We start from the raw sequence: 26792 nt of genomic DNA on the forward strand, positions 1-26792 counted from the left end.
GAGGTGATGTCATCAGCGGGTCCCCGGCCTTCGGAAACCGGGGGTGTGCTCGTCCAGCTCAGTGACGGGCTGCACTGCATATGATGTGAGCTGTCCAGCGCGGGTGCGCCCTCACTTACGTGATGTAAGTGAAGGACTCAGCCCTGGCGCTGCTTGTGGCGTGGGTTCGACTTGCAGATCACACGGATCACGCCGCTGCGGCGGATGACTTTGCAGTCAGTGCAGATCTGCTTCACGCTCGGCTGAACCTTCATGGGTTCTCCTCTTATTCGGTCGCGTGCGACAGTTTTTTACGTTGACCGACGCGTTCGGCTACTCACTTGTAGCGGTAGACGATGCGCCCACGGTTGAGGTCATACGGGCTCATCTCCACCACTACGCGGTCCTCGGGGAGGATGCGAATGTAGTGCTGGCGCATCTTGCCCGAAATGGTCGCGAGGACGACGTGCTCGTTCTCCAGACGCACGCGGAACATTGCATTCGGCAGGGCTTCAGAAACCCGGCCCTCTACTTCGATGACGCCTTCTTTTTTACCCATATGCTCCACATACCGTTCGCGACCCCGAGCCCTCCGAAGCCCACACTGCGGCGCAGTGCAGTTCCAGATGACCGAGGGGTCTGATTCGATTGCTGCGGCGCCTCTGCATCATGCATGCCGGCACAGTATGCAGGCATGCAGAACGACAGAGACAACCAGCAGTACAGCCTACAGGACGGTTCCGCCCTGGACAACTTCAGTTCAGAGAGGGCGACGACTCATCTGACGTCGCCGCGCCGACTCTGCTCGGGCGCTAAGGAAGCGGCACCGGTGTCACGCCCAACGGCGCGAGCGCCGCGGCCCCGCCGTCTGCGGCGGTCAGCACCCAGATCCCGTCCTCATGACGTGCCACCGAGTGCTCCCACTGGCTTGCGCGGGAGCGATCGCTGGTGACCACCGTCCAGTCATCGTCGAGCACCTCGGTCTCGATGCCGCCGCGGGTGAGCATCGGCTCGATGGCCAGCGCCATGCCGGGGCGGATCTTGGCGCCCTTCATGCCGGTGGAGTAGTTGAACACATCCGGGGGCATGTGCATCTGCGACCCGATGCCGTGGCCCACGTAGTCCTCCAGGATCCCGAGCTTCCTGCCGGGCTGGGCCGAGACGTAGTCCTCGATCGCCTCGCCGATCTCGCCGGTGCTCTTGGCGGTCGCGAATGCCGCAATCCCCCGCCACATGGCCGCCTCCGTGATCGCCGAGAGCCGTTCGTCCTCAGGGTCCGCGGTGCCGTCCTGGGAGGACCCCAGGATCCGGGTGCGGGCCGAGTCGGAGTGCCAGCCTTCGATGATGCAGCCGCCGTCGATCTTGAGCACGTCCCCGGGCTGCAGGACCCGCTCCCCCGGTATCCCGTGGACGACCTCTTCGTTGACCGAGGCACAGATGTAGCCGGGGAACCCGTGGTAGTTCAAGAAGTTGGGCTTCGCGCCGCGGGCGGTGATGACCTCGGCGAACACGTCGTTGAGCTCCCCGGTGGTCACGCCCGGCACGGCCGTCGCCAGCGTGGCCTCCAGGGCCTCGTTGAGGATCGCGCCCGCCGCGGCCATATGACGCAGCTGCTGCTCCGACTTCAGCTCGATCCGGCTGCGCGAGAACATCAGGACTTCAGTGCTTCCATGATGCGTGAGTTGACCTCGTCCATGGGGCCCAGCCCGTCGACGCGGCGCACGAGCCCGCGGGAGTCATATTCAGCGATCATCGGCGCGGTCTCGGATTCGAAGATCTCCAGCCGACGGCGGATGGCGCCCTCGTCGGCGTCGTCCTCCCGGCCTTCGATCTCTGCGCGCTTCTTCAGCCGAGTGATCAACTCCTCGCGGTCAGCCGTGAGCTCCAGCACCACATCGAGGCTCACATCCAGACGCGAGAGCATCTCATCGAGCGCGGCGACCTGCGTCCGGTTTCGCGGGTAGCCATCGAGCAGGAATCCGTTCTCCGCATCCTTCCAGGTGAGTCGATCTTCGACCATCCGGTTGGTGACCGAGTCCGGGACGAGGTCGCCGGCGTCGACATAGCCCTGCGCCTCGCGTCCGAGCTCGGTCTGCTCCTTGATGTTCACCCGAAAGATGTCACCGGTGGAGATGGCGACGATGCCAAGGTCCTCGGAGATCCGCTTCGACTGGGTTCCCTTGCCTGAACCGGCCGGTCCAACTATCAACATGCGCGTCATCGCAGCAACCCTTCATAGTTTCGTTGTTCCATCTGTGCGTTGATCTGTTTGACCGTGGTCAGCCCGACGCCGACCATGATGAGGATCGAGGTGCCGCCGAACGGGAAGTTCTGGTTCGCCCCGATCAGGACGAAGGCGATCAGCGGGATCAGCGCGATCAGGCCCAGGTAGAGCGCGCCGGGGAAGGTGATCCGGGAGATCACGTAGGCGAGATAGCTCTCGGTGGGCTTGCCCGCGCGGATTCCGGGGATGAACCCGCCGAACTTGCGCATGTTCTCGGCGACCTCGTTCGGGTTGAACGTGATGGTCACGTAGAAGTAGGTGAAGAAGATGGTCATCATGAAGAACGCGGCCATGTAGAGCGGGTGCGTTCCGCCCACGAAGTACGTCTGGATGAACTGGATGAAGGCCGAGGGCTCCTCACCGGGACCGGGCTGGTTGAACTGGGCCAGCACCGAGGGGAGCATCAGGACCGAGGAGGCGAAGATGACCGGGATGACGCCGGCCATGTTGACCTTGATCGGGATGTAGGTGGAGGTCCCGCCGACCGTGCGGCGGCCCACCTGGCGCTTGGCGTACTGGACCGGCACGCGACGCTGGGACTGCTCCACGAAGACCACGGCGGCGATGGTGACCAGACCGATGAGCATCACCATGCCGAAGGTCCGCCAGCCCTGGGTGGTCCAGATCTCGCCCATGGCGCCGGGGAACCCGGCGGCGATGGAGACGAAGATCAGGATGGACATGCCGTTGCCGACGCCGCGCTCGGTGATCTGCTCGCCGAGCCACATGATCAGCGCGACACCGGTGACCATGGCCAGGATCATCAGCAGCACGACCGGAAGCACGTCGTTGGTGATGATCGGGATGTCGCAGCCCAGCAGCGCACCGGTGCGGGCCATTGAGACCAGGGTGGTGGCGTTGAGCAGGGCCAGCGCGATGGTGAGGTAGCGCGTGTACTGGGTCAGCTTGGACTGCCCCTGCGCACCCTCCCGCTGGAGGTTCTCGAACCGCGGGATGACCACGCGCAGCAGCTGCACGATGATGGCCGCGGTGATGTAGGGCATGATCCCGAGCGCGAAGATGGACACCTGGAGCATGGCCCCGCCGGAGAACATGTTCACGAAGGAATAGAGGCCGCCCTCAGTGGTCCCCAGTGCCAGACATTGCTGCACTGCTGAGTAGTCCACCCCGGGTGCCGGGATGAATGCGCCGATGCGGTAGATCGCGATGATCGCGATGGTGAACCAGATCTTTCGACGCAGGTCGGGTGTCTTGAACACCCTTGCGATCGCGCTGAACAAGCGGCCTCCTGATGCGTGAATTGCCGTTGCGCGGCCTTCGGCCACACAGTCAGTCATACTAACGCGCGGTGCGCACGGGGAAAGAATCCTGCGGCCGGAGTCGGCCCGGATATGACAAGACCCCCGTGGGAACCACGGGGGTCTTGTCATTGATGAGCCGATCAGGCCTGCTTGGAAGCAGCCTTCAGCGCCAGCTGCTCGGTGGAACCACCGGCAGCCTTGATCTTCTCTTCGGCGCTGGCCGAGAAGGCGTGAGCCTTCACGGACACGGCGACAGAGATCTCACCGGAGCCGAGGACCTTCACCGGGCGGCCCTTGCGAGCAGCCCCCTTGGCGATGAGGTCATCAGCAGTGACGTCGCCGCCCTCGGGGAACATCTCGCCGAGCTTGGTCAGGTTGACCGGCGAGTACTCCACGCGGAACGGGTTCTTGAAGCCGCGCAGCTTCGGAAGGCGCATGTACAGCGGAAGCTGACCACCCTCGAAGCCGGCGCGGACCTGGTAACGGGCCTTCGTGCCCTTGGTACCACGGCCTGCGGTCTTGCCCTTGGAGGCTTCACCACGTCCCACACGGGTGCGGGACTTCTTGGCGCCGCGTGCTGGACGCAGATCGTGGACCTTGAGGACGTTGGATTCTGCAGCGGTGTTCTCTGGCATCCTTAGTTCGCCTCCTCAGCCTTCACTAGATGCTTCACACTGTTGAGCATGCCCACGGTCACGGCGTCTGCGTCACGGACCACGGTGTGGCCGATCCGCTTCAGGCCGAGCGAGCGAACAGTCTCGCGGTGCTTGGGGTTGGCGCCGATCAGGGACTTCACCTGGGTCACGGTGAGCTTGTGCTCACCGATCTTCAGGTTCCGCGCGGTGTTGTAATTGACGGTACTGCGCAAAGTCATGCACCTGCCTTCTGTGCACGGGCTTCGCGGTCAGCCGCCATCGTGCGCAGCATCCGGGCCGGTGCGATCTCGTCGAGAGCCTTGCCGCGGCGTGCTGCCACGGCTTCGGGCTCTTCGAGCTGCTTGAGGGCGTCGATGGTGCCGTGAACGATGTTGATGGCGTTCACCGAGCCCATGGACTTGGTCAGCACGTCGTGAATGCCTGCGCATTCCAGGACTGCGCGGACCGGACCGCCGGCGATCACACCGGTACCCGGTGCGGCCGGACGAAGCAGGACGACACCGGCAGCATCCTCACCCTTGACCAGGTGCGGGATGGTGGAGCCGACGCGCGGGACGCGGAAGAAGCTCTTCTTGGCCTCTTCCACACCCTTGGCGATGGCAGCCGGGACTTCCTTGGCCTTGCCGTAGCCGACGCCGACCAGGCCGTCGCCGTCTCCGACGATGACCAGGGCGGTGAAGCTGAAGCGACGACCGCCCTTGACGACCTTCGACACTCGGTTGATGGTCACGACGCGCTCGAGGAACTTGTCCTTCTCCTCTTCGCGCCCGCCACGACCACCACGACCGCCGCGGCCGCCGCCTTCGCTGCGACCACCACGAGCGCCGCGGTTGTCACCGCGGCCGCCGCGCTCACCGCGAGCAGCATTGCTGTTCTCGCCGGCGGCCTGAGTCTGCGGTGCAGTCTCGGGGGCGGCGGTTTCCTTGGCCTCAGTCACAGACGAGTCCTTCTCAGGGTTGTTTGCGTTCTCACTCACAGCTTCAGACCACCTTCCCGGGCGCCGTCGGCGACGGCGGCCACGCGACCGTGGTACTTGTTGCCGCCGCGGTCGAAGACCACAGCGTCGATGCCGGCTGCCTTGGCGCGCTCAGCGACCATTTCGCCGACCTTCTTCGCCTTGGCGGTCTTGTCGCCGTCGAAGCTGCGCAGGTCTGCCTCCATAGTGGTGGCGGAGACCAGGGTCGTGCCCTCGAGGTCGTTGACGACCTGAGCGACCATGTGACGAGCAGAGCGGTTGACCACCAGGCGCGGACGCTCAGCGGAACCGTTGAGCTTCTTGCGCAGGCGGAGGTGGCGGCGGCCGCGGGCAGCGGATTTGGACTTGCCCTTGATACCAATAGCCATGGTTTACTTACCTGCCTTTCCAGCCTTGCGGCGAACCTGCTCGCCCTCGTAACGCACGCCCTTGCCCTTGTACGGGTCAGGCCTGCGCAGTTTGCGGATGTTGGCGGCGACCTCGCCGACCTGCTGCTTGTCGATCCCGCTGACAGCCAGCTTGGTGGCGGTCGCAACCTCGAAGGTGATGCCCTCAGGGGCCTTCACCGGAACGGGGTGCGAATAGCCGAGTGCGAACTCCAGGTCGGAGCCCTTGGCCAGCACACGGTAACCGGTGCCGACGATCTCGAGCTTCTTGGAGTAGCCCTCGGTGACACCGATGATCATGTTGTTGATCAGGGTGCGGGTCAGGCCGTGGAGTGAACGCGATTCGCGCTCATCGTTGGGACGGGACACCGTAAGGGTGCCGTCCTCTTCTGAGACGGTGATGCCTTCGGCAAGAGTGCGGGAGAGTTCGCCCTTGGGCCCCTTGACGGAGACCTGGCGACCTTCCAGCTTGACCTCGACGCCGGCAGGGATGGTGATCGGAAGACGACCGATGCGTGACATAGTGCTTCGACTCCTTCCGGTTACCAGACGTAGGCGAGGACTTCCCCACCTACACCCTTCTTGGCTGCCTGCCGGTCAGTGAGGAGACCGGAGGACGTGGACAGGATCGCGATGCCGAGGCCGCCCAGAACGTGCGGGAGGTTGGTGGACTTCGCGTACACCCGGAGACCGGGCTTGGAGATGCGGCGCAGGCCGGCGATCGAACGCTCACGGTTCGGGCCGAACTTGAGGTCGATGGCCAGGGTCTTGCCGACCTCGGCCTCCTCTTCGCGCCATTCGGAGATGTAGCCTTCCGCCTTCAGGATGTCAGCCAAGCGAACCTTCAGCTTGGAGCTTGGCATCGAGACCTGATCGTGGAAAGCCGAGTTGGCATTGCGCAGACGTGTCAGCATGTCTGCAACTGGGTCAGTCATTGTCATGAGGGGCTTCTGCCCTTCCTCGCCGTGGTTTCAGATCTCCGAAGGAACTCGATCCCCCGAGGTGAGTCGGGGGGTTCGGAACCTTTGGTGAAAGGACCTGCGGCGTAGTTACTGTTATTCGGTCTTGAAGGGGAAGCCCAGCGCCTTGAGCAGCGCGCGGCCTTCCTCATCAGTCTTCGCGGTGGTCACCACAGTGATGTCCATGCCGCGAGGGCGATCGATCTTGTCCTGATCGATCTCGTGGAACACCGACTGTTCGGTCAGACCGAAGGTGTAGTTGCCGTTGCCGTCGAACTGCTTGCCGCTGAGTCCGCGGAAATCGCGGATACGGGGCAGTGCGAGGGTCACCAGGCGGTCCACAAACTCCCACATGCGGTCGCCACGCAGCGTGGTGTGCGTGCCGATCGGCTGTCCTTCGCGCAGCTTGAACTGAGCGATGGACTTCCGAGCGCGAGTCACCTTGGGCTTCTGACCGGTGATCTTGGTCAGGTCCTCGATGGCGCCCTGGATGAGCTTGGAATCGCGAGCTGCCTCGCCGACGCCCATGTTGACCACGACCTTGACCAGGCCGGGGACCTCCATGACGTTGGAGTATCCAAACTCTTCCTGCAGCGTGGAGCGGATCTCCGCGCGGTACTTGCCCTTGAGCCGTGGGGTGGTCTTCTCAGTCTCGCTCTGAACCTCAGTCATCACAGGTCCTTTCCGGAAGCTTTGGCGAAGCGGATGCGCACGGTCTTGCTGACGCCATCACGCTCCACGGTCTCCTGCCGGTAGCCGACGCGAGTGGGCTTGCCCGTCTCGGGGTCAACCACAGCGACGTTGGAGATGTGGATAGCAGCCTCAGACTCCACGATGCCGCCCTCGGTGCTGCCGAACTGGCCGGCACGGAGGTGACGCTTCACGCGGTTGACGCCCTCTACGAGGACGCGTTCCTTCTGAGGCAGGACCTGCAGGACCTTGCCCTGCTTGCCCTTGTCTTTGCCGGTGAGGATCTGGACGAGGTCGTCCTTCTTGATCTTGGCCATGAGTCAGAGCACCTCCGGGGCGAGCGAGACGATCTTCATGAACTTCTTCTCGCGCAGCTCGCGACCGACGGGCCCGAAGATACGGGTTCCGCGCGGTTCAGGAGTCTCACCCTTGAGGATCACAGCAGCGTTCTCGTCGAAGCTGATGTATGACCCGTCGTTGCGACGGATCTTCTTCTTGGTGCGCACGACAACAGCCTTGATGACGTCGCCCTTCTTGACGTTGCCGCCCGGAATTGCGTCCTTGACGGTGGCGACGAATGTGTCGCCGATACCTGCATAGCGGCGTCCGGATCCACCGAGGACACGGATGACAAGGACTTCCTTGGCACCGGTGTTATCGGCGATCTTGAGCCGCGATTCCTGTTGAATCACTTGTTTTCTCCTGTCGTCTCACTGGTTCTCGGACTCGTGCCGAGCCTTGTGGAACTTCTAGCCTGAGTCGGACACCTTCACGCGGCGATCAAACCGCTTCGGGCATGTGGTCCGACTTACCTGACAAGTCCCCTGGCCGCTTACCCACACACTCTCCGTCCCTCACGGGACGGGCAGCTGAATGCATGGCCGAGGCGGCGTTTCCCGGGGCCCCGAGGGGCCCTTTCGGGGACGTGCGCTGTCCTTTGAGGTGGATAGCCTCATCTAAAAGGGCGCACAGCCTCAATATCCTACACGAGATACACCGAGGGCCCAACTCCCGCACCCTGGGGTGCAGCAGTCGGGCCCTCGGAGGCACGCAGGCGCTCTCGGTGCTCCGGCGTCAGCGGCAGCAGCTGCTGCGCCGATCCCGGAGCACCGGAATCACTCTGCCTTTTCGACGATCTCGGCCAGCCGCCAGCGCTTGGCTGCGGACAGCGGACGGGTCTCGGCGATCACCACGGTGTCGCCGACACCTGCCTGCTCGTTCTCATCGTGTGCCATGAACTTCGTGTGCCGCTTCATGATCTTGCCGTACAGACCATGCTTGCGACGGTCCTCGACCTCGACGACGATGGTTTTATTCATCTTGTCGGAGACGACGACGCCACGCAGGGTCTTGCGGTCATTGCGGGTCTCTGCAGTTGCTTCACTCATGCTCAGTCCTCAGTCTTCTTCTCGTTCTGCTCATCAGCCGAATCCGAGGAGTCCGCGGCGGCATCGACATTCTCGCGAATGCCCAGCTCCCGCTCACGCACCACGGTGTAGATCCGGGCGATGTCGCGCTTGATGTCCTTCAACCGGCTGGAGCTCTCCAGCTGGCCGGTGGCGGACTGGAAGCGGAGGTTGAACAGCTCTTCCTTGGAAGAGCGCAGCGCCTCTGACAGGCCTGCTGAGTCCATCTCTGCGAGCTTCTCAACGGTCAGCTCTTTGGTTCCAACTGCCATTGTCACTCACCACTCTCTCGGCTGATCACGCGTGCCCTCATGGGCAGCTTGTGGATTGCCAGGCGGAGCGCCTCTTTGGCGACTTCCTCCGTGACACCGGACAGCTCGAACATGATGCGTCCGGGCTTGACGTTGGCGATCCACCACTCGGGAGAACCCTTGCCGGAGCCCATGCGGACCTCGGCAGGCTTCTTCGTCAGCGGCTGGTCCGGGTAGATGTTGATCCAGACCTTGCCGCCACGCTTGATGTGGCGGGTCATGGCGATACGCGCAGATTCGATCTGGCGGTTCGTCACGTAGGCGGGATCAAGGGCCTGGATGCCGTACTCGCCGAAGGCGAGCTCGGTTCCACCCTTGGCCCGCCCGCGGCGCTTGGGCCGGTGCGGCTTGCGGTACTTGACTCGGCGGGGCATCAACATCAGCTCTGCCCTCCTTCAGCACCAGATCCGGCTTCGGCGGGTGCCTGGGCACCGGCTTCGCGACCGCGGCCTGGGCCACGACGACGACGCTCTTCGCCTCCACCACGGGGTCCACCACGACCACCACGGGCTCCACCGCGACCGGAAGGCTGTGCAGCCTGCTGGGCGGCGAGTTCCTTGGCGGTGAGATCGCCCTTGTAGACCCAGACCTTCACACCGATGCGGCCGAAGGTGGTCTTGGCCTCGTGCTTGCCGAAGTCGATGTTCGCGCGCAGGGTGTGCAGCGGAACGCGACCTTCGCGGTAGAACTCGGAGCGGGACATCTCTGCACCGCCGAGGCGACCGGCGCACTGGATACGAATACCCTTTGCCCCTGAACGCATCGCCGAGGTGATGGCCTTCTTCATCGCGCGGCGGAAGGCCACACGAGCCGCGAGCTGCTCGGCCACACCCTGGGCGACCAGCTGAGCATCGGTCTCGGGGCTCTTGACCTCGAGGATGTTCAGCTGGATCTGCTTGGCGGTGAGCTTCTCCAGCTCGCTGCGGATCCGGTCCGCCTCGGCGCCGCGGCGACCGATGACGATGCCTGGCCGCGCAGTGTGGATATCCACACGAACACGATCGCGGGTGCGCTCGATCTCAACCTTCGAGATGCCGGCGCGCTCCACGGACTTGGCCAGGAGTTCCCGAATCTGGACATCCTCTTTCACGAAGTCCTTGTATCGCTGACCGGCCTTGGTCGAGTCGGCGTACCAGTGCGAAACGTGGTCAGTGGTGATGCCCAGACGGAAACCATTGGGGTTGATCTTCTGTCCCACTACTGATCCCCACCTTTCTCTTCGGCGCCGACCACGATGGTCACGTGGCTGGTGCGCTTGTTGATGCGGAACGCCCGGCCTTGAGCCCTGGGTCGGAACCGCTTCATGGTCGGGCCTTCGTCGACGCGTGCCTCGGTGATGAAGAAGGCGTCCTCGTTAAAGGCGACTCCTTCCTTGTCTGCGTGCTGGCGAGCATTCGCCAGCGCAGAAGCGACCACCTTGGCCACCGGCTCTGTAGCGCCCTGAGGGGCGAACTTCAGAATTGCCAGTGCTTCGTTGGCCTGCTTGCCGCGGACAAGGTCGACGACGCGCCGGGCCTTCATAGGCGTCACACGCAGGTAGCGCGCAATTGCCTTGGCTTCCATTGCTTTCCTTCTCTCGTCTTGTGACACGAAGTACAAGCTCGCAGATCGTTCCTCGGATGAGGAAGCGATCAGCGGCGCTTGCCCTTCTTGTCGTCCTTCACATGGCCGCGGAATGTACGCGTCGGAGCGAACTCGCCGAGCTTGTGCCCGACCATCGACTCAGTGATGAACACGGGGATGTGCTTGCGTCCGTCGTGCACAGCCAGAGTGTGGCCGAGCATGTCGGGGATGATCATGGAACGGCGGGACCATGTCTTGATGACATTCTTGGTGCCCTTTTCGTTCTCAGCGACGACCTTGAGGTACAGGTGCTGATCTACGAAGGGGCCCTTCTTCAAGCTGCGTGGCATGTCTCCAGGCTCCTATCGCTTGTTCTTGGTACGACGGCGACGCACGATGAGCTTGTCGCTTGCCTTGTTCGGACGGCGGGTGCGCCCTTCCGGCTTGCCATTCGGGTTGACCGGATGACGACCGCCGGAGGTCTTGCCTTCGCCACCACCGTGCGGGTGGTCGACCGGGTTCATCACAACACCGCGGACGGTCGGACGAACGCCCTTCCAGCGCATGCGTCCAGCCTTGCCCCAGTTGATGTTGGACTGCTCGGCGTTGCCCACGGCGCCGATGGTCGCACGGCAGCGCACGTCGACGTTGCGGACCTCGCCGGAGGGCAGACGCAGCTGGGCGAACTTGCCCTCGCGGGCCACCAGCTGGATGCCTGCACCTGCGGAGCGGCCGAGCTTGGCGCCGCCTGCTGGCCGCAGCTCCACCGCGTGCACCACGGTGCCGAGTGGGATGTTGCGCAGCGGCAGGTTGTTGCCTGGCTTGATGTCAGCGTTGGGGCCGGACTCCACGGCAGCACCCTGCTCCAGCTTGGCCGGAGCCAGGATGTAGCGCTTGGTGCCATCGATGAAGTGCAGCAGCGCGATACGAGCGGTGCGGTTCGGGTCATACTCGATGTGAGCGACCTTCGCCGGCACGCCGTCCTTGTCTGCGCGACGGAAATCGATCACACGGTACTGGCGCTTGTGGCCACCACCCTTGTGACGTGTGGTGATCTTGCCCGAGCTGTTTCGGCCGCCAGTCTTGGACAGCGGACGCAGCAAGGACTTCTCCGGGGTGTCCCGGGTGATCTCTGCAAAGTCGGCCACAGACGAGCCGCGTTGGCCCGGTGTGTTCGGCTTGAGGTTACGGATAGCCATATTCTTCTTCCTCGATCAAGTGGTTCCGATCAGCCGATCAGGCTGCGGATCCTCCGAAGATGTCAATGTTGTGTCCCTCTTTGAGGGTGATGATCGCCCGCTTCGTGCCGGTGCGTGAGCCCCATCCGAACTTGGTGCGCTTGCGCTTGCCAGCTCGGTTGATGGTGTTGACCGAGTCGACACGCACGGAGAAGATCTTCTCCACCGCGTATTTGATCTCGGACTTCGTGGCCCGGGGGTCCACCAGGAAGGTGAACTTGCCCTCATCGATGAGGCTGTAGGACTTTTCCGACACGACGGGTGCGATGACGACGTCGCGCGGGTCCTTGCTGGTAAGGACGCTCACTTGGTCTCCTCCTTCGCAGTTCCCTGTGCCAGGAAGGCGTCATAGCCGGCCTGCGTGAACACGATGTCATCGGAGACGATGACGTCGTAGGTGTTCAGCTGATCGGCATACAGGGTGTGGACGTGCGGCAGGTTGCGGGTCGACAGCGCGGCGATGTCATCGCTGCGGTCGAGCACGACCAGCCAGTTGCGGTTCGCTCCGCCGAGACCTGCCAGTGCAGCCTTGGCCGCCTTCGTCGACGCCTGGTCGGTGACCAGTGCATCCACGACGATGATGCGGTCGTTGCGTGCCCGGTCAGAGAGGGCACCGCGCAGGGCGGCGGCCTTCATCTTCTTGGGCGTGCGCTGGGAGTAGTCGCGTGGCTGCGGTCCGTGGACCACGCCACCGCCGACCATGTGCGGTCCGCGCAGCGAACCCTGACGAGCACGACCTGTGCCCTTCTGCCGGAACGGCTTGGCGCCGGTGCCGGAGACCTCTGCACGAGTCTTGGTCTTGTGGGTGCCCTGGCGAGCCGCGGCCCGCTGTGCGACGACCACCTGGTGGATCAGCGCGACATTGGTCTTGGCGTCGAATACTTCGGCGGGGAAGTCGACAGAAACCTTGTTGGCCATGTGGATCATGCTCCCTTCACTGCGGTGCGGACCAGGACGACCTGGCCGCGAGCACCCGGAAGGGCACCCTTGATGAGCAGCAGGTTCTTCTCGGGGTCCACTGCGTGGACGGTCAGGTTGTGGGTGGTCTGACGGACGCCGCCCATCCGACCTGCCATGCGCAGACCCTTGAAGACGCGACCCGGAGTGGATGCGCCGCCGATGGAGCCTGGCTTGCGGTGGTTCTTGTGGGAACCGTGCGAGGCGCCCACACCAGCGAAGCCATGACGCTTCATGACGCCGGCGAAGCCTTTGCCCTTGGTCTTGCCGATGACATCGACCTTCTGGCCGGTCTCGAAAGACTCGACGGTGAGGTCCTGGCCGAGCTCATACGAGCCCGAGTCACCGGTGCGGATCTCCACGACGTGGCGGCGTGGAGTCACGCCGGCCTTCTCAAAGTGGCCTGCCAGCGGCTTGGTCACCTTGCGGGGATCGATGCGTCCGAAGCCGATCTGGACGGAGTTGTAGCCGTCGCTGTCGGTGGTGCGGATCTGGGTCACGACGTTGGAGTCGGCCTGGACAACAGTGACTGGGATGAGAAGGTTGTTCTCGTCCCAGACCTGGGTCATGCCGAGCTTCGTGCCCAGCAGCCCCTTGACGTTCAGTTCAACGCGGGAAATATTGGTCATAGTGTTCTCAGCACCTCCCTGCTAGAGCTTGATCTCGATATTGACGTCTGCAGGCAGGTCGAGTCGCATCAGGGAATCGACAGCCTTGGGCGTCGGATCCACGATGTCGATCAGGCGCTTGTGGGTGCGCATCTCGAAGTGCTCGCGAGAGTCTTTGTACTTGTGGGGAGACCGGATCACGGCGTACACGTTCTTCTCGGTGGGCAGCGGCACTGGGCCGACAACCGTTGCACCAGCACGTGTGACCGTGTCGACGATCTTCCGGGCCGAGGTGTCGATGACTTCGTGGTCATACGACTTCAGCCGGATGCGGATTTTCTGTCCCGCCATGCGTTGAGCCTCTTTCTGGTGTTCTGACATTCGTCTTACGTCGCAGCCCAAGACTGTGACGGAGCCATGGGGCTCCCAGAGAGGCATTCAGCGCTGGTCCCTCGCGGGCACAGGCGGTACTGACCTTCTGCAGTTATGGGCTGCGCACCTGCAACACGATCTGCTCGGTCTCCCGAGTCTGACGATCACGAAGCTGATGCACGACCCGCACAGTCCGAATCCGTCCGGGCGAATCCTGCGGGAAGCAGGTCTCGACGGGTTCCTCGAACTGACGGGCATCCGACCCCCGCGGTCGGGCGTGTCGCTTATATGAACAGTAAATCTGCACACAGCGAGACACTTGGCGAGGTGTCGGTTTTGAAGTTCTGGTATTCGCTCCACACGGTGGACCCGAGGGCACACCGGGGCATGGCGCCCGTGAGCAACCTGTCTATTCTCACATAGATGGAGACCCATGACAAACAGGAGACCCCGGTGGCTCATGCCACCGGGGTCTCCTGTTCATCGAGCTGCGCAGACCTGTGCTGAGCTGTTGTTCAGCTCAGGTCTGCGCGACCATCATGAAGCTCAGGTCTTACTTGAGGATCTTGACGACTCGACCTGAACCAACGGTGCGTCCACCCTCGCGGATGGCGAAGCCGAGGCCCTCTTCCATGGCGATCTCCTGGATGAGCTCAACGGTCATCTCAGTGTTGTCACCGGGCATGACCATCTCGGTGCCCTCGGGCAGCGAGATGACGCCGGTGACGTCGGTGGTCCGGAAGTAGAACTGCGGACGGTAGTTGGTGTAGAAGGGGTTGTGGCGACCGCCCTCATCCTTGGAGAGGATGTAGACGTTGGCCTCGAACTGGGTGTGCGGGGTGATGGAGTTGGGAGCAGCCACGACCTGGCCGCGCTCAACGTCATCGCGCTTCAGACCGCGAAGCAGCAGACCACAGTTCTCGCCGGCCCATGCCTCGTCGAGCTGCTTGTGGAACATCTCGATACCGGTGACGGTGGTCTTCTGCTTCGGACGAATACCGAGGATCTCGATCTCGGAGTTGATCTTCAGCGTGCCGCGCTCTGCGCGGCCGGTGACCACGGTGCCGCGACCGGTGATGGTGAAGACGTCCTCGATGGGCATCAGGAACGGCTTGTCCTTGTCGCGCTCTGGCTCCGGGATGAAGGTATCCACGGCTTCCATGAGCTCTTCAACGGTCTTGACCCACTCGGCGTCGCCCTCGAGAGCCTTCAGGCCTGAGGTGCGGATGACCGGTGCGTTGTCGCCGTCGTAGCCCTGTGAATCGAGGAGCTCGCGCACCTCCATCTCGACGAGGTCCAGGAGCTCTTCGTCCTCGACCATGTCGGACTTGTTCAGTGCGACCAGCAGGGAGGGGACGCCCACCTGGCGGGCGAGCAGCACGTGCTCGCGAGTCTGTGCCATCGGGCCGTCAGTGGCGGCGACGACCAGGATCGCACCGTCCATCTGAGCAGCACCGGTGATCATGTTCTTCACGTAGTCAGCGTGACCGGGGGCGTCCACGTGTGCATAGTGGCGCTTGTCGGTCTGGTACTCCACGTGGGAGACGTTGATCGTGATGCCGCGCTCGCGCTCCTCGGGAGCGTTGTCGATCGAGGCGAAGTCGCGTCCCTGGTTCAGGTCCGGGAACTTATCTGCCAGGACCTTTGAGATCGCGGCGGTCAGGGTGGTCTTGCCATGGTCGACGTGACCGATGGTGCCGATGTTAAGGTGCGGCTTGTTACGCTCGAACTTTGCCTTGGCCACAGGTTCCTCCTATAGAACTTGTTCAGGTAAGAAGACTTACTCCAGCCGCACTGTCAACGAGGCTGAAACTCATGCAAGTCTACTAATCGCTAGGTATTTGGTGAAATTTCCCGAATGGTGGTGCGTGAGGAGCAATGGAGGTCAATCGGGGACCTCGCTTCCTCAAAGCATTGCCGAGCCGCCCGGCTCGGTCCCGGGCCGCTGAGCGGACTCAGCGGACCCGGGGAGCCGAGTTGGGGATCAGGCGCCGCGGTTCTTCTCGATGATCTCTTCTGCCACGGCCTTCGGAACCTCTGCGTAAGAGTTGAAGGACATGGTGAAGACTGCGCGGCCCTGAGTGCGCGAGCGCAGCTCGCCGATGTAGCCGAACATCTCGGACAGCGGCACGAGTGCCTTGATGACCTTCACGCCTGCCGCGTCATCCATGGACTGGATCTGTCCGCGGCGGGAGTTCAGGTCACCGATGACCTCGCCCATGTACTCCTCAGGAGTACGGACTTCGACGGACATCATCGGCTCGAGCAGCACCGGGTTGGCCCGGCGTGCGCCTTCCTTGAACACCTGGGAGCCGGCGAGCTTGAACGCCATCTCCGAGGAGTCGACGTCGTGGTAGGCGCCGTCGGTCAGTTCGGCCTTGACACCGACCATCGGGTAGCCGGCGAGGACGCCGAGACCCATGGCGTCCTGGATGCCTGCATCCACCGAGGGGATGTATTCGCGGGGAATGCGTCCACCGGTCACCAGGTTGGCGAATTCGTACATCTCGCCGTCCGCGGTGTCCAGGGGCTCGAAGTTCATGAGCACCTTGGCGAACTGACCCGAACCACCGGTCTGCTTCTTGTGGGTGTAGTCGACCTTCTCCACACGCTTCTTGATGGTCTCGCGGTAGGCGACCTGGGGCTTGCCCACGTTCGCCTCCACGTTGAACTCGCGGCGCATGCGGTCCACCAGGATGTCCAGGTGGAGCTCGCCCATTCCGCCGATCTCGGTCTGGCCGGTCTCGTCGTTCTGGGTGACGGTGAAGGTCGGGTCCTCGGCTGCAAGCTTCTGAATGGCCGTGGAGAGCTTCTCCTGGTCACTCTTCGACTTCGGCTCGATGGCCACAGAGATCACCGGCTCCGGGAAGGTCATCGACTCGAGCACGATCTGGTGGTTCGGATCGCACAGGGTGTCACCGGTGGTGGTGTCCTTGAGTCCGATGACCGCGTAGATGTGACCGGCCTGGATCTCGTCGACCGGCATCTCCTTGTTGGCGTGCATCTGGAAGAGCTTGCCGATGCGCTCCTTCTTGCCCTTCGTGGAGTTCACGATCTGCGCTCCGGCGTTGAGCTTGCCGGAGTAGACGCGGATGAAGGTGAGCTGCCCGAAGAAGGGGTGGGAGGCGATCTTGAATGCCAGAGCGGAGAACGGCTCGTCCTTGCTCGGGCGGCGGGTCAGGATCTCGTCCTCATGGTTGGGCTTGTGGCCCTCCATGGCCTCGACGTCTGCCGGGGTGGGCAGGTAGTCGATGACAGCGTCGAGCATCGGCTGGACGCCGCGGTTCTTGAACGCGGAGCCGCAGAAGACCGGGTAGGCGGCGGAAGCCACGGTGAGCTTGCGGACGCCTTCCTTGAGCTCGTCGTTGGAGATCTCTTCGCCTTCGAGGTACTTGTTCATCAGCACATCGTCAGCTTCGGCAACCTGCTCGATGAGCGTGTTGCGGTACTCCTCGGCCTGCTCCTTCATGTCCTCGGGGATTTCCTGGGTCTCATACTCAGCACCCATGGTCACATCGCCCTTGGAGTCGCCGGGCCACACCAGGGCCTTCATCTGGAGCAGGTCGACGACGCCGACGAATTCACTCTCAGAGCCGATCGGCAGCTGCATCACCAGGGGTGTTGCACCGAGTCGGGACTTGATGGTGTCCACGGTGTAGTAGAAGTCAGCGCCGAGCTTGTCCATCTTGTTGACGAAGCAGATGCGCGGGACGTTGTACTTGTCGGCCTGGCGCCAGACAGTCTCAGACTGCGGCTCCACGCCTTCCTTGCCGTCGAAGACGGCGACGGCGCCATCGAGGACGCGCAGCGCGCGCTCCACCTCGACGGTGAAGTCCACGTGCCCGGGGGTGTCGATGATGTTGATCTGGTTGTCGCCCCAGAAGCAGGTCACCGCGGCGGAGGTGATCGTGATGCCGCGCTCTTTCTCCTGCTCCATCCAGTCCGTCGTGGACGCACCGTCGTGGGTTTCACCGATCTTGTGGTTCATGCCGGTGTAGAACAGGATGCGTTCGGTTGCGGTGGTCTTACCGGCATCGATGTGAGCCATGATGCCGATGTTGCGGACCTTCTTGAGGTCAGTGAGCACGTCTTGTGCCACGGTGATTCCCCTTTTCTATTACCAGCGGTAGTGGGCGAAGGCCTTGTTGGACTCTGCCATCTTGTGAGTGTCCTCGCGGCGCTTCACAGCGGCACCGAGGCCGTTGGAGGCGTCGAGGATCTCGTTCATCAGGCGATCCGTCATGCTCTTCTCGCGGCGGTCCTTGGAGTAGCCGACCAGCCAGCGCAGGGCCAGCGCGGTCGAGCGACCGGGCTTGACCTCCACCGGGACCTGGTAGGTCGCGCCGCCGACGCGGCGGGAGCGGACCTCCAGTGCGGGGCGGACGTTGTCCATGGCCTTCTTGAGCGTGGTCACCGGGTCATCGCCGGACTTCTTCGCGACGCCGTCGAGCGCGCCGTAGACGATGCGCTCAGCGGTGGACTTCTTGCCGTCGACCAGGACCTTGTTGATCAGCTGTGTGACCAAGGGTGATCCGTGGACCGGATCCTGGACGAGAGGGCGCTTAGGTGCGGGTCCCTTACGTGGCATTACTTCTTCTCCTTCTTGGCGCCGTAGCGGGAGCGAGCCTGACCGCGACCCTTGACACCCTGGGTGTCGAGGGCGCCGCGGACGATCTTGTAACGGACACCGGGAAGGTCCTTCACACGGCCGCCGCGCACGAGCACGATCGAGTGCTCCTGCAGGTTGTGACCCTCGCCTGGGATGTAGGCGGTGACTTCGACGCCGCCGCCGAGGCGAACACGAGCCACCTTGCGCAGCGCGGAGTTCGGCTTCTTCGGGGTCGTGGTGTACACACGGGTGCATACGCCACGACGCATCGGGCTGCCCTGCAGTGCAGGGGTGTTGTTCTTGGTGCGCTTGGGATGACGCCCCTTGCGCACAAGCTGCTGAATAGTAGGCACTATGCGTTCTCCATACGTGTAGTGAGGGAAGCAGAGGCTTGAGGTCTGCCCGCGGTCGAGAGTTCTACACACGGTCCGCGGGCTCTGGTCCCCAGGCGTGCAAAAATGTGGCATGTGTTGCGCACCTTTCCCGCAACCCGGACCGAGTCCCTCTGCCACATCAGAAACAATCAGGTTAACACTACCAGCTGCACCCGCAGAGAGCGAACGGGGCCGAGGGCGGGCCCTCCGGCACGACGCTCGACTGGAGACTCTGCAGCCGCAGGAAGGTCCTACGGACGAGAAGAGGCCCGGGAGAGCGTCGCTCCCCCGGGCCTCTTCTCGTGCTCAGTCCCTGATACCCGGTGCTGCGGGCCTCAGCGGACGCAGCCGTCAGCTCCGCTCAGCGGAAGTCGACATCGGTGTTGTAGTCGTCGAGCGGGATGGCATGGAACTCGCCGTCGCCCTCGACTCCTGCGTAGTCGAAGCTGGATCCGTAGAGGCTCGGGCCGGTGAAGAGGTTGGCCTTGGCCTCCTCGGTCGGCTCGACCGTGGACTGCGTGTAGCGATCCAGACCGGTGCCGGCCGGGATCAGCTTGCCGATGATCACGTTCTCCTTCAGGCCCAGCAGCGGGTCGGACTTGCTCTCCATCGCCGCCTGGGTGAGCACCCGGGTGGTCTCCTGGAAGGAGGCCGCCGAGAGCCAGGAATCCGTGGCCAGTGAGGCCTTGGTGATGCCCATCAGCTCGTCACGGCCCGAGGCCGGCTGCGCGCCCTCTGCCACAGCCTTGCGGTTGGCGGCAGTGAAGCGGAACCGGTCCGCCAGCTCGCCCGGCAGCAGCTTCGTGCCGCCGGAGTCGATGACGGTGACCCGGCGCAGCATCTGCCGGACGATGACCTCCACGTGCTTGTCGTGGATGCCCACGCCCTGGGACTGGTAGACGTGCTGGACCTCGGAGACCAGGAACTTCTGCGCGGCGCGGGGGCCGAGCACTCGAAGCACCTGCTTGGGATCCACAGCGCCTGCCACCAGCTGCTGACCGACCTCGACGGCTTCACCGTCGGAGACGAGCAGACGTGCGCGGCGCAGGATCGGGTAGGCGTGCTCCTCGGATCCGTCATCAGGAGTCAGCACCAGTCGCAGCTGCTTCTCTGAATCATCCAGGTGCACCCGTCCGGCGACCTCTGCGATCGGCGCCACACCCTTGGGGGTGCGGGCCTCGAAGAGCTCCTGGATACGGGGCAGACCCTGGGTGATGTCATCGGCCGAGGCGATGCCGCCGGTGTGGAAGGTACGCATGGTCAGCTGCGTGCCGGGCTCACCGATGGACTGTGCGGCGATGATGCCGACAGCCTCGCCGATGTCCACGGTCTGTCCGGTGGCCAGCGAGCGTCCGTAGCAGCGGGTACAGGTACCCACGGCGGACTCACAGGTCAGCACGGAGCGGATCTTGATCTCAGAGACGCCTGCGGCGAAGAGCTTGTCGATCAGCACATCGCCGACGTCTGAGCCGCCCTCGGCCAGAAGGTTGCCCTCGGCGTCGTTCACGTCGACGGCGAGCGTGCGTGCGTAGGCGGAGTTCTCCACCTCGTCGTGCAGCTTCAGCTCACCGTTCTCATCGGCCACCGCGATCGTGACGGTCAGCCCGCGGGAGGTCCCGCAGTCTGCTTCACGCACGATGACGTCCTGCGAGACGTCCACCAGACGACGGGTCAGGTAACCCGAGTTCGCCGTCTTCAGCGCCGTATCCGCCAGGCCCTTGCGGGCACCGTGGGTGGCGATGAAGTACTCGAGGACCGAGAGGCCCTCGCGGTAGGAGGACTTGATCGGCCGCGGGATGATCTCACCCTTGGGGTTGGTCACCAGACCACGGATGCCCGCGATCTGTCGGACCTGAAGCCAGTTGCCTCGGGCGCCGGAGGTGACCATCCGGTTGATGTTGTTGTGCTCATCCATGCCGGCCTGCATCGCTGCGGCCACCTCGTCGGTGGCCTTGGTCCAGATCTCGACCAGCTCTGCGTGGCGCTCGTCATCACCGATCAGGCCCATGTCGTACTGGGACTGGACCTTGGCGGCCTGGTCCTCGTAGACGTCCATGATCTTCTTCTTGTCCATGTTCGAGGTCACGTCGGAGATTGCGACGGTGACGCCCGAGCGGGTGGACCAGTAGAAGCCGGCATCCTTGAGGTTGTCCAGGGTGCGCGCGGTGACGTTGTTCGGGTAGCGCTCGGCCAGATCGTTGATCAGGCTTGAGAGCTGGCCCTTGTCCGCCACCGAGTCCTGCCAGGGGTAGCCCTCTGGCAGCAGCTGGTTGAAGAGCACCTTGCCCATCGTGGTGTTCAGCGTGGCCGGGGTTCCGGGCTCCCAGCCTTCGGGAGCAGGAACCGCCGCCGAGGGGGTGTAGCCCTCGACGGTGATCTTGACCGGCGCGTTGATGTGCAGCTCGCGCAGGTCGAAGGCCATCTGAGCCTCACCGATGGAGGAGAAGGCGCGGCCTGCGCCGGTCTCGTCCTCACGCTGGGTGGTCAGGTGGTGCAGACCGATGATCATGTCCTGTGAGGGCAGCGCCACCGGGCGTCCGTCCGAGGGCTTCAGGATGTTGTTCGAGGAGAGCATCAGGATGCGCGCCTCGGCCTGGGCCTCGGGGGACAGCGGGAGGTGGACTGCCATCTGGTCACCGTCGAAGTCGGCGTTGAACGCCGAGCAGACCAGCGGGTGCAGCTGAAGGGCCTTGCCCTCCACCAGCTGCGGCTCGAAGGCCTGGATGCCCAGACGGTGCAGGGTGGGTGCGCGGTTCAGCAGCACCGGGTGCTCGGTGATGATCTCTTCGAGAACATCCCACACCTGGGGGCGCTGACGCTCCACCATGCGCTTGGCCGACTTGATGTTCTGCGCGTGGTTGAGATCGACCAGGCGCTTCATCACGAAGGGCTTGAAGAGCTCCAGCGCCATCTGCTTGGGCAGACCACACTGATGCAGCTGCAGCTGCGGGCCCACCACGATGACCGAACGGCCGGAGTAGTCCACGCGCTTGCCGAGCAGGTTCTGCCGGAAGCGTCCCTGCTTGCCCTTGAGCATGTCGGAGAGCGACTTCAGCGGACGGTTGCCCGGTCCGGTGACCGGACGACCGCGACGACCGTTGTCGAAGAGCGAGTCCACGGACTCCTGGAGCATGCGCTTCTCGTTGTTCACGATGATCTCGGGAGCACCGAGATCCAGCAGACGCTTCAGGCGGTTGTTGCGGTTGATCACGCGACGGTACAGATCGTTGAGGTCTGAGGTCGCGAAGCGACCGCCGTCGAGCTGGACCATCGGACGGATCTCCGGGGGGATCACCGGGACGGCCTCGAGCACCATGCCGCGCGGGGTGGTCCCGTTGGCGAGGAACGCGTTGAGCACCTTCAGCCGCTTCAGGGCGCGGGTCTTGCGCTGGCCCTTGCCGGTGGCGATGATCTCGCGCAGACGCTCTGCCTCGGCCTCCATGTCGTAGGTGGCCAGGCGACGCTGGATCGCTTCAGCGCCCATCGCACCTTCGAAGTACTGGCCGTAGCGGGTGCGCATCTCACGGAAGAGCGCCTCATCGCCCTCGAGGTCGGAGACCTTGAGGTTCTTGAAGCGATCCCAGACCCGCTCGAGCTGCTCGATCTCGGCGTCGGCGCGCTTGCGCACCTGCGACATCTGCTTGTCGGAGGTGTCGCGTGCCTTCTTCTTCTCGGCAGCCTTGGCACCCTCGCCCTCCAGGCGCTCGAGGTCACCCTCGAGGTCCTTGGAGATCGCGGCGATGTCGGAGTCACGCTGATCGGCCAGGTGCTTGAGCTCCTGATCGATCTCGGCCTGCAGGTTCGGCAGGTCGTCGTGGCGACGGTCGGTGTCGACCTCGGTGATCATGTAGGCGGCGAAGTAGATGACCTTCTCGAGGTCCTTCGGCGCCAGGTCAAGCAGGTAGCCCAAGCGCGAGGGAACGCCCTTGAAGTACCAGATGTGGGTCACCGGGGCGGCGAGCTGGATGTGGCCCATCCGCTCACGACGCACCTTGGCGCGAGTGACCTCGACGCCGCAGCGCTCACAGATGATGCCCTTGAAGCGGACCCGCTTGTACTTGCCGCAGTAGCACTCCCAGTCCCGGGACGGGCCGAAGATCTTCTCGCAGAAGAGTCCGTCCTTCTCGGGCTTCAGGGTGCGGTAGTTGATGGTTTCAGGCTTCTTGACCTCACCATATGACCAACCACGGATTTCGTCACCGGTGGCAAGCCCGATACGCATTGTGCCGAATGAGGATTCTTGGGACATAGTCCGGTATCTCTCTTTTCTCTAAAGATTCGTGACGGAGTGAAGGTGCATCGGTGAGGCCCTCAGACCTCTTCGACCGAGCTGGGCTCTGCGCGGGAGAGGTCGATGCCGAGCTCCTCCGCAGCGCTGAACCCGGTTTCCTCCGAGTCACGCATCTCGACCTTGCTGCCGTCCGCGGAGAGGACCTCCACGTTGAGGCAGAGCGACTGCATCTCCTTGATGAGCACCTTGAACGACTCCGGAACGCCTGGCTCCGGAATGTTCTCGCCCTTCACGATGGCCTCGTAGACCTTCACTCGACCGTGGATGTCATCGGACTTGATCGTCAGCAGCTCCTGCAGGGTGTAGGCGGAGCCATAGGCCTCCAGGGCCCAGACCTCCATCTCACCGAAGCGCTGTCCGCCGAACTGTGCCTTGCCGCCCAGGGGCTGCTGGGTGATCATCGAGTACGGTCCGGTGGAGCGTGCGTGGATCTTGTCGTCGACAAGGTGGTGCAGCTTCAGGATGTACATGTAACCGACCGCGACGCCCTCGGGGAACGGCTCACCGGAGCGACCGTCGAAGAGCTGCGCCTTGCCGTTGGCGCCCACGAGCTGCTCGCCGTCGCGTGACGGGTTCACAGACTCCAGGATGCCGGTCAGCTCGGCCGGCTCGGCGCCGTCGAACACCGGGGTGGAGACCTTGGTGGGTCCGGTCTCGCGGGGCAGGTTCGGGAGCTTCTTGATCCAGTCAGGCTCGCCCTCGATCTTCCAGCCCTGCTTGGCGGCCCACCCGAGGTGGACCTCCATGACCTGGCCGATGTTCATACGACCGGGCACGCCCAGCGGGTTGAGCACGATGTCCACCGCGGTGCCGTCGGGCAGGAAGGGCATGTCCTCCACAGGAAGGATCCTGGAGATGACGCCCTTGTTGCCGTGGCGGCCGGCGAGCTTGTCGCCGTCGGTGATCTTGCGCTTGTTGGCCACGTAGACGCGGACCAGCTGGTTCACACCGGGGGGCAGATCATCGCCCTCCTCCGCATCGAAGATCCGGACGCCGATGACGGTGCCGGACTCGCCGTGGGGAACCTTCAGCGAGGTGTCGCGCACTTCGCGGGACTTCTCACCGAAGATGGCGCGCAGCAGGCGCTCCTCCGGGGTCAGCTCGGTCTCGCCCTTGGGCGTGACGCGACCGACCAGGATGTCTCCGGCGGAGACCTCGGCACCGATGTGGATGATGCCGCGCTCGTCGAGCTGGGCGAGCATCTCCTCGGAGACGTTGGGGATGTCACGAGTGACCTCTTCGGCACCGAGCTTGGTGTCGCGGGCGTCGACCTCGTGCTCCTCGATGTGGATCGAGGTGAGCACATCGTCCTGGATCATCCGCTGGGAGAGGATGATCGCATCCTCGAAGTTGTGACCCTCCCAGGACATGAACGCGACCAGCAGGTTCTTGCCCAGGGCCAGCTCGCCGGCCTCGGTGGAAGGTCCGTCGGCGATGATCGACTGGCGCTCCAGACGATCCCCCTCGGAGACCCGCACACGCTGGTTGTAGGCGTTGCCCTGGTTCGAGCGCTGGAACTTCATGATCGGGTAGTGGATCTGCGTGCCGTCGTCGTTGAGCACGGTGACCATGTCGGCCGCGACGCGGGTGACCACGCCGGGCTTCTCAGCGGTGACCGAATCTCCGGCGTCGATGGCGGCGAACTTCTCCATGCCGGTGCCGACCAGCGGTGACTCGGACTCCAGCAGCGGCACAGCCTGGCGCTGCATGTTCGCACCCATCAGCGCGCGGTTGGCGTCGTCGTGCTCCAGGAACGGGATCAGCGCGGTGGCGACTGACACCATCTGGCGCGGCGAGACGTCCATGTAGTCGATCTCGTCCGGGATGGTCAGCACGGGCTCGCCCTGCTCACCGGTTCCGTCTGCACGGCCGCGGCAGAGGACGGTGGCTTCTGCGAAGGTCCCGTCCTCGTTCAGCGGCGCGTTGGCCTGGGCGATCTGGGAGACCAGCTCGTCGTCGGCGGTGAGGTAGTCGATCTGTTCGGTGACGACACCCTTGACGACCTTGCGGTACGGGGTCTCGATGAAGCCGAAGGCGTTGATCCGCCCGTAGGTGGCCAGCGAGCCGATCAGGCCGATGTTCGGGCCTTCCGGGGTCTCGATGGGGCACATGCGGCCGTAGTGCGACGGGTGGACGTCACGGACCTCCATGCCGGCGCGATCACGGGAGAGACCGCCCGGGCCCAGCGCGGAGAGGCGACGCTTGTGCGTCAGTCCGGCCAGCGGGTTGTTCTGATCCATGAACTGCGAGAGCTGGGAAGTGCCGAAGAACTCCTTGATGGAGGCGACGACGGGGCGGATGTTGATCAGCGTCTGCGGCGTGATGGCCTCGACGTCCTGAGTCGTCATCCGCTCGCGCACCACACGCTCCATACGAGACAGGCCGGTGCGGACCTGGTTCTCGATGAGCTCGCCGACCGCACGGATGCGCCGGTTGCCGAAGTGGTCGATGTCATCCACGGAGATGTGGACGTCGATCTCGGAGCCGTCGCGGATGCCCTTGATGTTCTCCTTGCCGGCGTGCAGCGCGGCGAGGTAGTGGATCATCGCGACGATGTCCTGCTCGTTGAGCACCGAGGCGTCGGCGTCGGTGAACGCCTTGTCCACGCCGAGCTTGCGGTTGAGCTTGTAACGGCCCACCTTGGCCAGGTCGTAGCGCTTCGGCGTGAAGTAGAGCCCGCGCAGCAGCGACTCGGCGGCCTCCACGGTCGGCGGCTCGCCTGGACGCAGCTTGCGGTAGATGTCGATCAGCGCGTCGGCCTGGGTCTCGAAGGCGTCCTTCTCCATGGTGGCGCGGATCGAGTCATACTCGCCGAACTCTTCCAGGATCTGGGACTCGCTCCAGCCCAGGGCCTTCAGCAGCGCGGTGACCGGCTGCTTGCGACGGCGGTCGAGGCGCACGCCGACCTGATCGCGCTTGTCGATCTCGAGCTCGAACCAGGCACCGCGGGAGGGGATGACCTTGGCGGTGTAGATGTCCTTGTCGCTGGTCTTGTCCGGGGTGCGCTCGAAGTAGGCACCCGGGGAACGGACCAGCTGGGACACCACGACACGCTCGGTGCCGTTGATGATGAATGTGCCGCGATCGGTCATGAGCGGGAAATCGCCCATGAACACGGTCTGCTGCTTGATCTCGCCGGTGTTGTGGTTCATGAACTCGGCCTTGACGTACAGCGGAGCGGAATACGTGGTGTCCCGTTCCTTGCACTCAGCGACCGGCATCTTGGGGTCGGCGAACTCAGGATCGGAGAAGCTCAGGGACATGGTGCCCTGGAAGTCCTCGATCGGTGACATCTCTTCGAAGATGTCGGAGAGTCCGGAGGTTTCGGAAACGCCCTTGATGCCCTTCTGTCGGGCCTCCTCGACACGAGCAGCCCAGCTGTCGTTGCCGATGAGGCGGTCGAAGGAGTCGATCTGCAGAGCCAGAAGCTCTGGGACATCGAGGGGTTCGTGGATCTTTGCGAATGAGAGTCGGCCTGCGTATTCAGCAGTGCGGGCCGAGGCAGCGGTTTGAGTCGTTGAGGTGCTCGAGGCGACCAAGTTGGATCCTTCCACAGACCTTCGTAGCTTCCGTAGGAATCACGCATAAATTCAACTGCCCACCGCTATTTGAAGGCACTGATGTAGAGAAGATGCGCAAAAGTACAGAATAGACCACGAAGGCAGCCCAAGGCAAGACGAGGCCACTGGGGCGAAGGACGTGAGGACTGCGCCTGACGCCGAATGGGAAGGCCGGCGGAGAGCGCTGACGGGCTCCGGGCTTTCTGGGCAGTAACTGTACCAGCCTCCACGCGCGGGGCGTGCGGTGGGACACATCCCCGGCGCGCCCGGCTCAGCGCCGACTCAGCGCCGGTTCCGGGTGAAGGTCCACG

General features: G+C 63.8%; 31 protein-coding genes. All 31 read right to left on the reverse strand.

What is annotated here, in order from left to right:
* Positions 1-137: 137 nt before the first annotated feature.
* Positions 138-254: a 50S ribosomal protein L36 gene (gene rpmJ, locus LTH93_RS07430; RefSeq protein ID WP_036473268.1), complete on the reverse strand. Its 117-nt coding sequence runs from the start codon at positions 252-254 to the stop codon at positions 138-140.
* Between the two features lie 62 nt (positions 255-316).
* Entirely contained in the window at positions 317-538 is a 222-nt protein-coding gene (gene infA / locus LTH93_RS07435; RefSeq protein ID WP_036473267.1) for a translation initiation factor IF-1, read from the reverse strand.
* Positions 539-791: 253 nt separating this feature from the next.
* Positions 792-1634: a type I methionyl aminopeptidase gene (map, locus tag LTH93_RS07440; protein WP_241470674.1), complete on the reverse strand. Its 843-nt coding sequence runs from the start codon at positions 1632-1634 to the stop codon at positions 792-794.
* Positions 1631-2200, reverse strand: coding sequence for an adenylate kinase (locus LTH93_RS07445; protein WP_241465377.1), 570 nt, complete (start codon positions 2198-2200; stop codon positions 1631-1633). Before LTH93_RS07445 ends, map begins: the two co-directional genes overlap by 4 nt.
* Positions 2197-3504, reverse strand: a complete 1308-nt coding sequence (secY, locus tag LTH93_RS07450) for a preprotein translocase subunit SecY (RefSeq protein ID WP_241465378.1) — start codon at positions 3502-3504, stop codon at positions 2197-2199. Before secY ends, LTH93_RS07445 begins: the two co-directional genes overlap by 4 nt.
* Positions 3505-3665: 161 nt before the next feature.
* Complete coding sequence (gene rplO / locus LTH93_RS07455; RefSeq protein WP_241465379.1) at positions 3666-4160, reverse strand: 50S ribosomal protein L15; 495 nt, start codon at positions 4158-4160, stop codon at positions 3666-3668.
* Positions 4161-4162: 2 nt separating this feature from the next.
* On the reverse strand, positions 4163-4399 hold the full coding sequence (gene rpmD, locus LTH93_RS07460) for a 50S ribosomal protein L30 (protein ID WP_241465380.1): 237 nt from the start codon (positions 4397-4399) through the stop codon (positions 4163-4165).
* Positions 4396-5118 carry a 30S ribosomal protein S5 gene (rpsE, locus tag LTH93_RS07465; protein WP_241470572.1) on the reverse strand — a complete coding sequence of 241 codons (723 nt, stop codon included), beginning with the start codon at positions 5116-5118 and terminating at the stop codon, positions 4396-4398. Before rpsE ends, rpmD begins: the two co-directional genes overlap by 4 nt.
* A gap of 35 nt (positions 5119-5153) precedes the next feature.
* Positions 5154-5525 carry a 50S ribosomal protein L18 gene (rplR, locus tag LTH93_RS07470; protein WP_106121803.1) on the reverse strand — a complete coding sequence of 124 codons (372 nt, stop codon included), beginning with the start codon at positions 5523-5525 and terminating at the stop codon, positions 5154-5156.
* Between the two features lie 3 nt (positions 5526-5528).
* On the reverse strand, positions 5529-6065 hold the full coding sequence (gene rplF / locus LTH93_RS07475; RefSeq protein WP_241465382.1) for a 50S ribosomal protein L6: 537 nt from the start codon (positions 6063-6065) through the stop codon (positions 5529-5531).
* A gap of 20 nt (positions 6066-6085) precedes the next feature.
* Positions 6086-6484, reverse strand: a complete 399-nt coding sequence (rpsH, locus tag LTH93_RS07480) for a 30S ribosomal protein S8 (RefSeq protein ID WP_036473257.1) — start codon at positions 6482-6484, stop codon at positions 6086-6088.
* Between the two features lie 114 nt (positions 6485-6598).
* Positions 6599-7174: a 50S ribosomal protein L5 gene (gene rplE / locus LTH93_RS07485; protein ID WP_036473255.1), complete on the reverse strand. Its 576-nt coding sequence runs from the start codon at positions 7172-7174 to the stop codon at positions 6599-6601.
* The gene (rplX, locus tag LTH93_RS07490; protein WP_241465383.1) at positions 7174-7509 is read right to left on the reverse strand and encodes a 50S ribosomal protein L24; all 336 of its coding nucleotides are present in this window, start codon (positions 7507-7509) and stop codon (positions 7174-7176) included. Before rplX ends, rplE begins: the two co-directional genes overlap by 1 nt.
* A 3-nt stretch (positions 7510-7512) precedes the next feature.
* Positions 7513-7884: a 50S ribosomal protein L14 gene (gene rplN / locus LTH93_RS07495; RefSeq protein WP_036473253.1), complete on the reverse strand. Its 372-nt coding sequence runs from the start codon at positions 7882-7884 to the stop codon at positions 7513-7515.
* A gap of 423 nt (positions 7885-8307) precedes the next feature.
* Positions 8308-8580, reverse strand: a complete 273-nt coding sequence (rpsQ, locus tag LTH93_RS07500; protein ID WP_106121798.1) for a 30S ribosomal protein S17 — start codon at positions 8578-8580, stop codon at positions 8308-8310.
* Positions 8581-8582: 2 nt separating this feature from the next.
* The gene (gene rpmC / locus LTH93_RS07505) at positions 8583-8870 is read right to left on the reverse strand and encodes a 50S ribosomal protein L29 (RefSeq protein WP_106121797.1); all 288 of its coding nucleotides are present in this window, start codon (positions 8868-8870) and stop codon (positions 8583-8585) included.
* A 2-nt stretch (positions 8871-8872) separates the two neighbouring features.
* Positions 8873-9289 (reverse strand): 50S ribosomal protein L16, encoded by a 417-nt coding sequence (gene rplP, locus LTH93_RS07510; RefSeq protein WP_036473248.1) that lies wholly within the window; start codon positions 9287-9289, stop codon positions 8873-8875.
* A complete protein-coding gene (gene rpsC / locus LTH93_RS07515; RefSeq protein WP_241465384.1) occupies positions 9289-10107 on the reverse strand; it encodes a 30S ribosomal protein S3 in 819 nt (272 codons plus the stop codon). Before rpsC ends, rplP begins: the two co-directional genes overlap by 1 nt.
* Complete coding sequence (gene rplV / locus LTH93_RS07520) at positions 10107-10472, reverse strand: 50S ribosomal protein L22 (RefSeq protein ID WP_036473246.1); 366 nt, start codon at positions 10470-10472, stop codon at positions 10107-10109. The genes rpsC and rplV overlap by 1 nt, the downstream gene beginning before the upstream one ends.
* Positions 10473-10540: 68 nt before the next feature.
* The gene (gene rpsS / locus LTH93_RS07525; RefSeq protein WP_036473245.1) at positions 10541-10822 is read right to left on the reverse strand and encodes a 30S ribosomal protein S19; all 282 of its coding nucleotides are present in this window, start codon (positions 10820-10822) and stop codon (positions 10541-10543) included.
* 12 nt (positions 10823-10834) lie between these two features.
* Positions 10835-11671 (reverse strand): 50S ribosomal protein L2, encoded by an 837-nt coding sequence (rplB, locus tag LTH93_RS07530; protein WP_241465385.1) that lies wholly within the window; start codon positions 11669-11671, stop codon positions 10835-10837.
* Positions 11672-11708: 37 nt separating this feature from the next.
* Positions 11709-12017 (reverse strand): 50S ribosomal protein L23, encoded by a 309-nt coding sequence (rplW, locus tag LTH93_RS07535; RefSeq protein WP_106121796.1) that lies wholly within the window; start codon positions 12015-12017, stop codon positions 11709-11711.
* A complete protein-coding gene (gene rplD / locus LTH93_RS07540; RefSeq protein WP_106121922.1) occupies positions 12014-12628 on the reverse strand; it encodes a 50S ribosomal protein L4 in 615 nt (204 codons plus the stop codon). The genes rplW and rplD overlap by 4 nt, the downstream gene beginning before the upstream one ends.
* A gap of 5 nt (positions 12629-12633) precedes the next feature.
* Entirely contained in the window at positions 12634-13296 is a 663-nt protein-coding gene (gene rplC, locus LTH93_RS07545) for a 50S ribosomal protein L3 (protein ID WP_241465386.1), read from the reverse strand.
* A gap of 21 nt (positions 13297-13317) precedes the next feature.
* Positions 13318-13626, reverse strand: coding sequence for a 30S ribosomal protein S10 (gene rpsJ / locus LTH93_RS07550; protein WP_022871716.1), 309 nt, complete (start codon positions 13624-13626; stop codon positions 13318-13320).
* Between the two features lie 574 nt (positions 13627-14200).
* The gene (gene tuf / locus LTH93_RS07555) at positions 14201-15391 is read right to left on the reverse strand and encodes an elongation factor Tu (protein ID WP_241465387.1); all 1191 of its coding nucleotides are present in this window, start codon (positions 15389-15391) and stop codon (positions 14201-14203) included.
* 240 nt (positions 15392-15631) lie between these two features.
* On the reverse strand, positions 15632-17746 hold the full coding sequence (gene fusA, locus LTH93_RS07560; RefSeq protein ID WP_241465388.1) for an elongation factor G: 2115 nt from the start codon (positions 17744-17746) through the stop codon (positions 15632-15634).
* Positions 17747-17764: 18 nt separating this feature from the next.
* Positions 17765-18235 carry a 30S ribosomal protein S7 gene (rpsG, locus tag LTH93_RS07565; RefSeq protein ID WP_106121792.1) on the reverse strand — a complete coding sequence of 157 codons (471 nt, stop codon included), beginning with the start codon at positions 18233-18235 and terminating at the stop codon, positions 17765-17767.
* Positions 18235-18609 (reverse strand): 30S ribosomal protein S12, encoded by a 375-nt coding sequence (rpsL, locus tag LTH93_RS07570; RefSeq protein WP_036473238.1) that lies wholly within the window; start codon positions 18607-18609, stop codon positions 18235-18237. Before rpsL ends, rpsG begins: the two co-directional genes overlap by 1 nt.
* Before the next feature lie 382 nt (positions 18610-18991).
* Positions 18992-22879 (reverse strand): DNA-directed RNA polymerase subunit beta', encoded by a 3888-nt coding sequence (locus tag LTH93_RS07575; protein ID WP_241465389.1) that lies wholly within the window; start codon positions 22877-22879, stop codon positions 18992-18994.
* A 62-nt stretch (positions 22880-22941) separates the two neighbouring features.
* The gene (gene rpoB, locus LTH93_RS07580; protein ID WP_241465390.1) at positions 22942-26460 is read right to left on the reverse strand and encodes a DNA-directed RNA polymerase subunit beta; all 3519 of its coding nucleotides are present in this window, start codon (positions 26458-26460) and stop codon (positions 22942-22944) included.
* Positions 26461-26792 lie beyond the last annotated feature (332 nt).

It is taken from the genome of Nesterenkonia sp. DZ6 (assembly GCF_022565835.1).
Taxonomy (GTDB): Bacteria; Actinomycetota; Actinomycetes; order Actinomycetales; family Micrococcaceae; genus Nesterenkonia.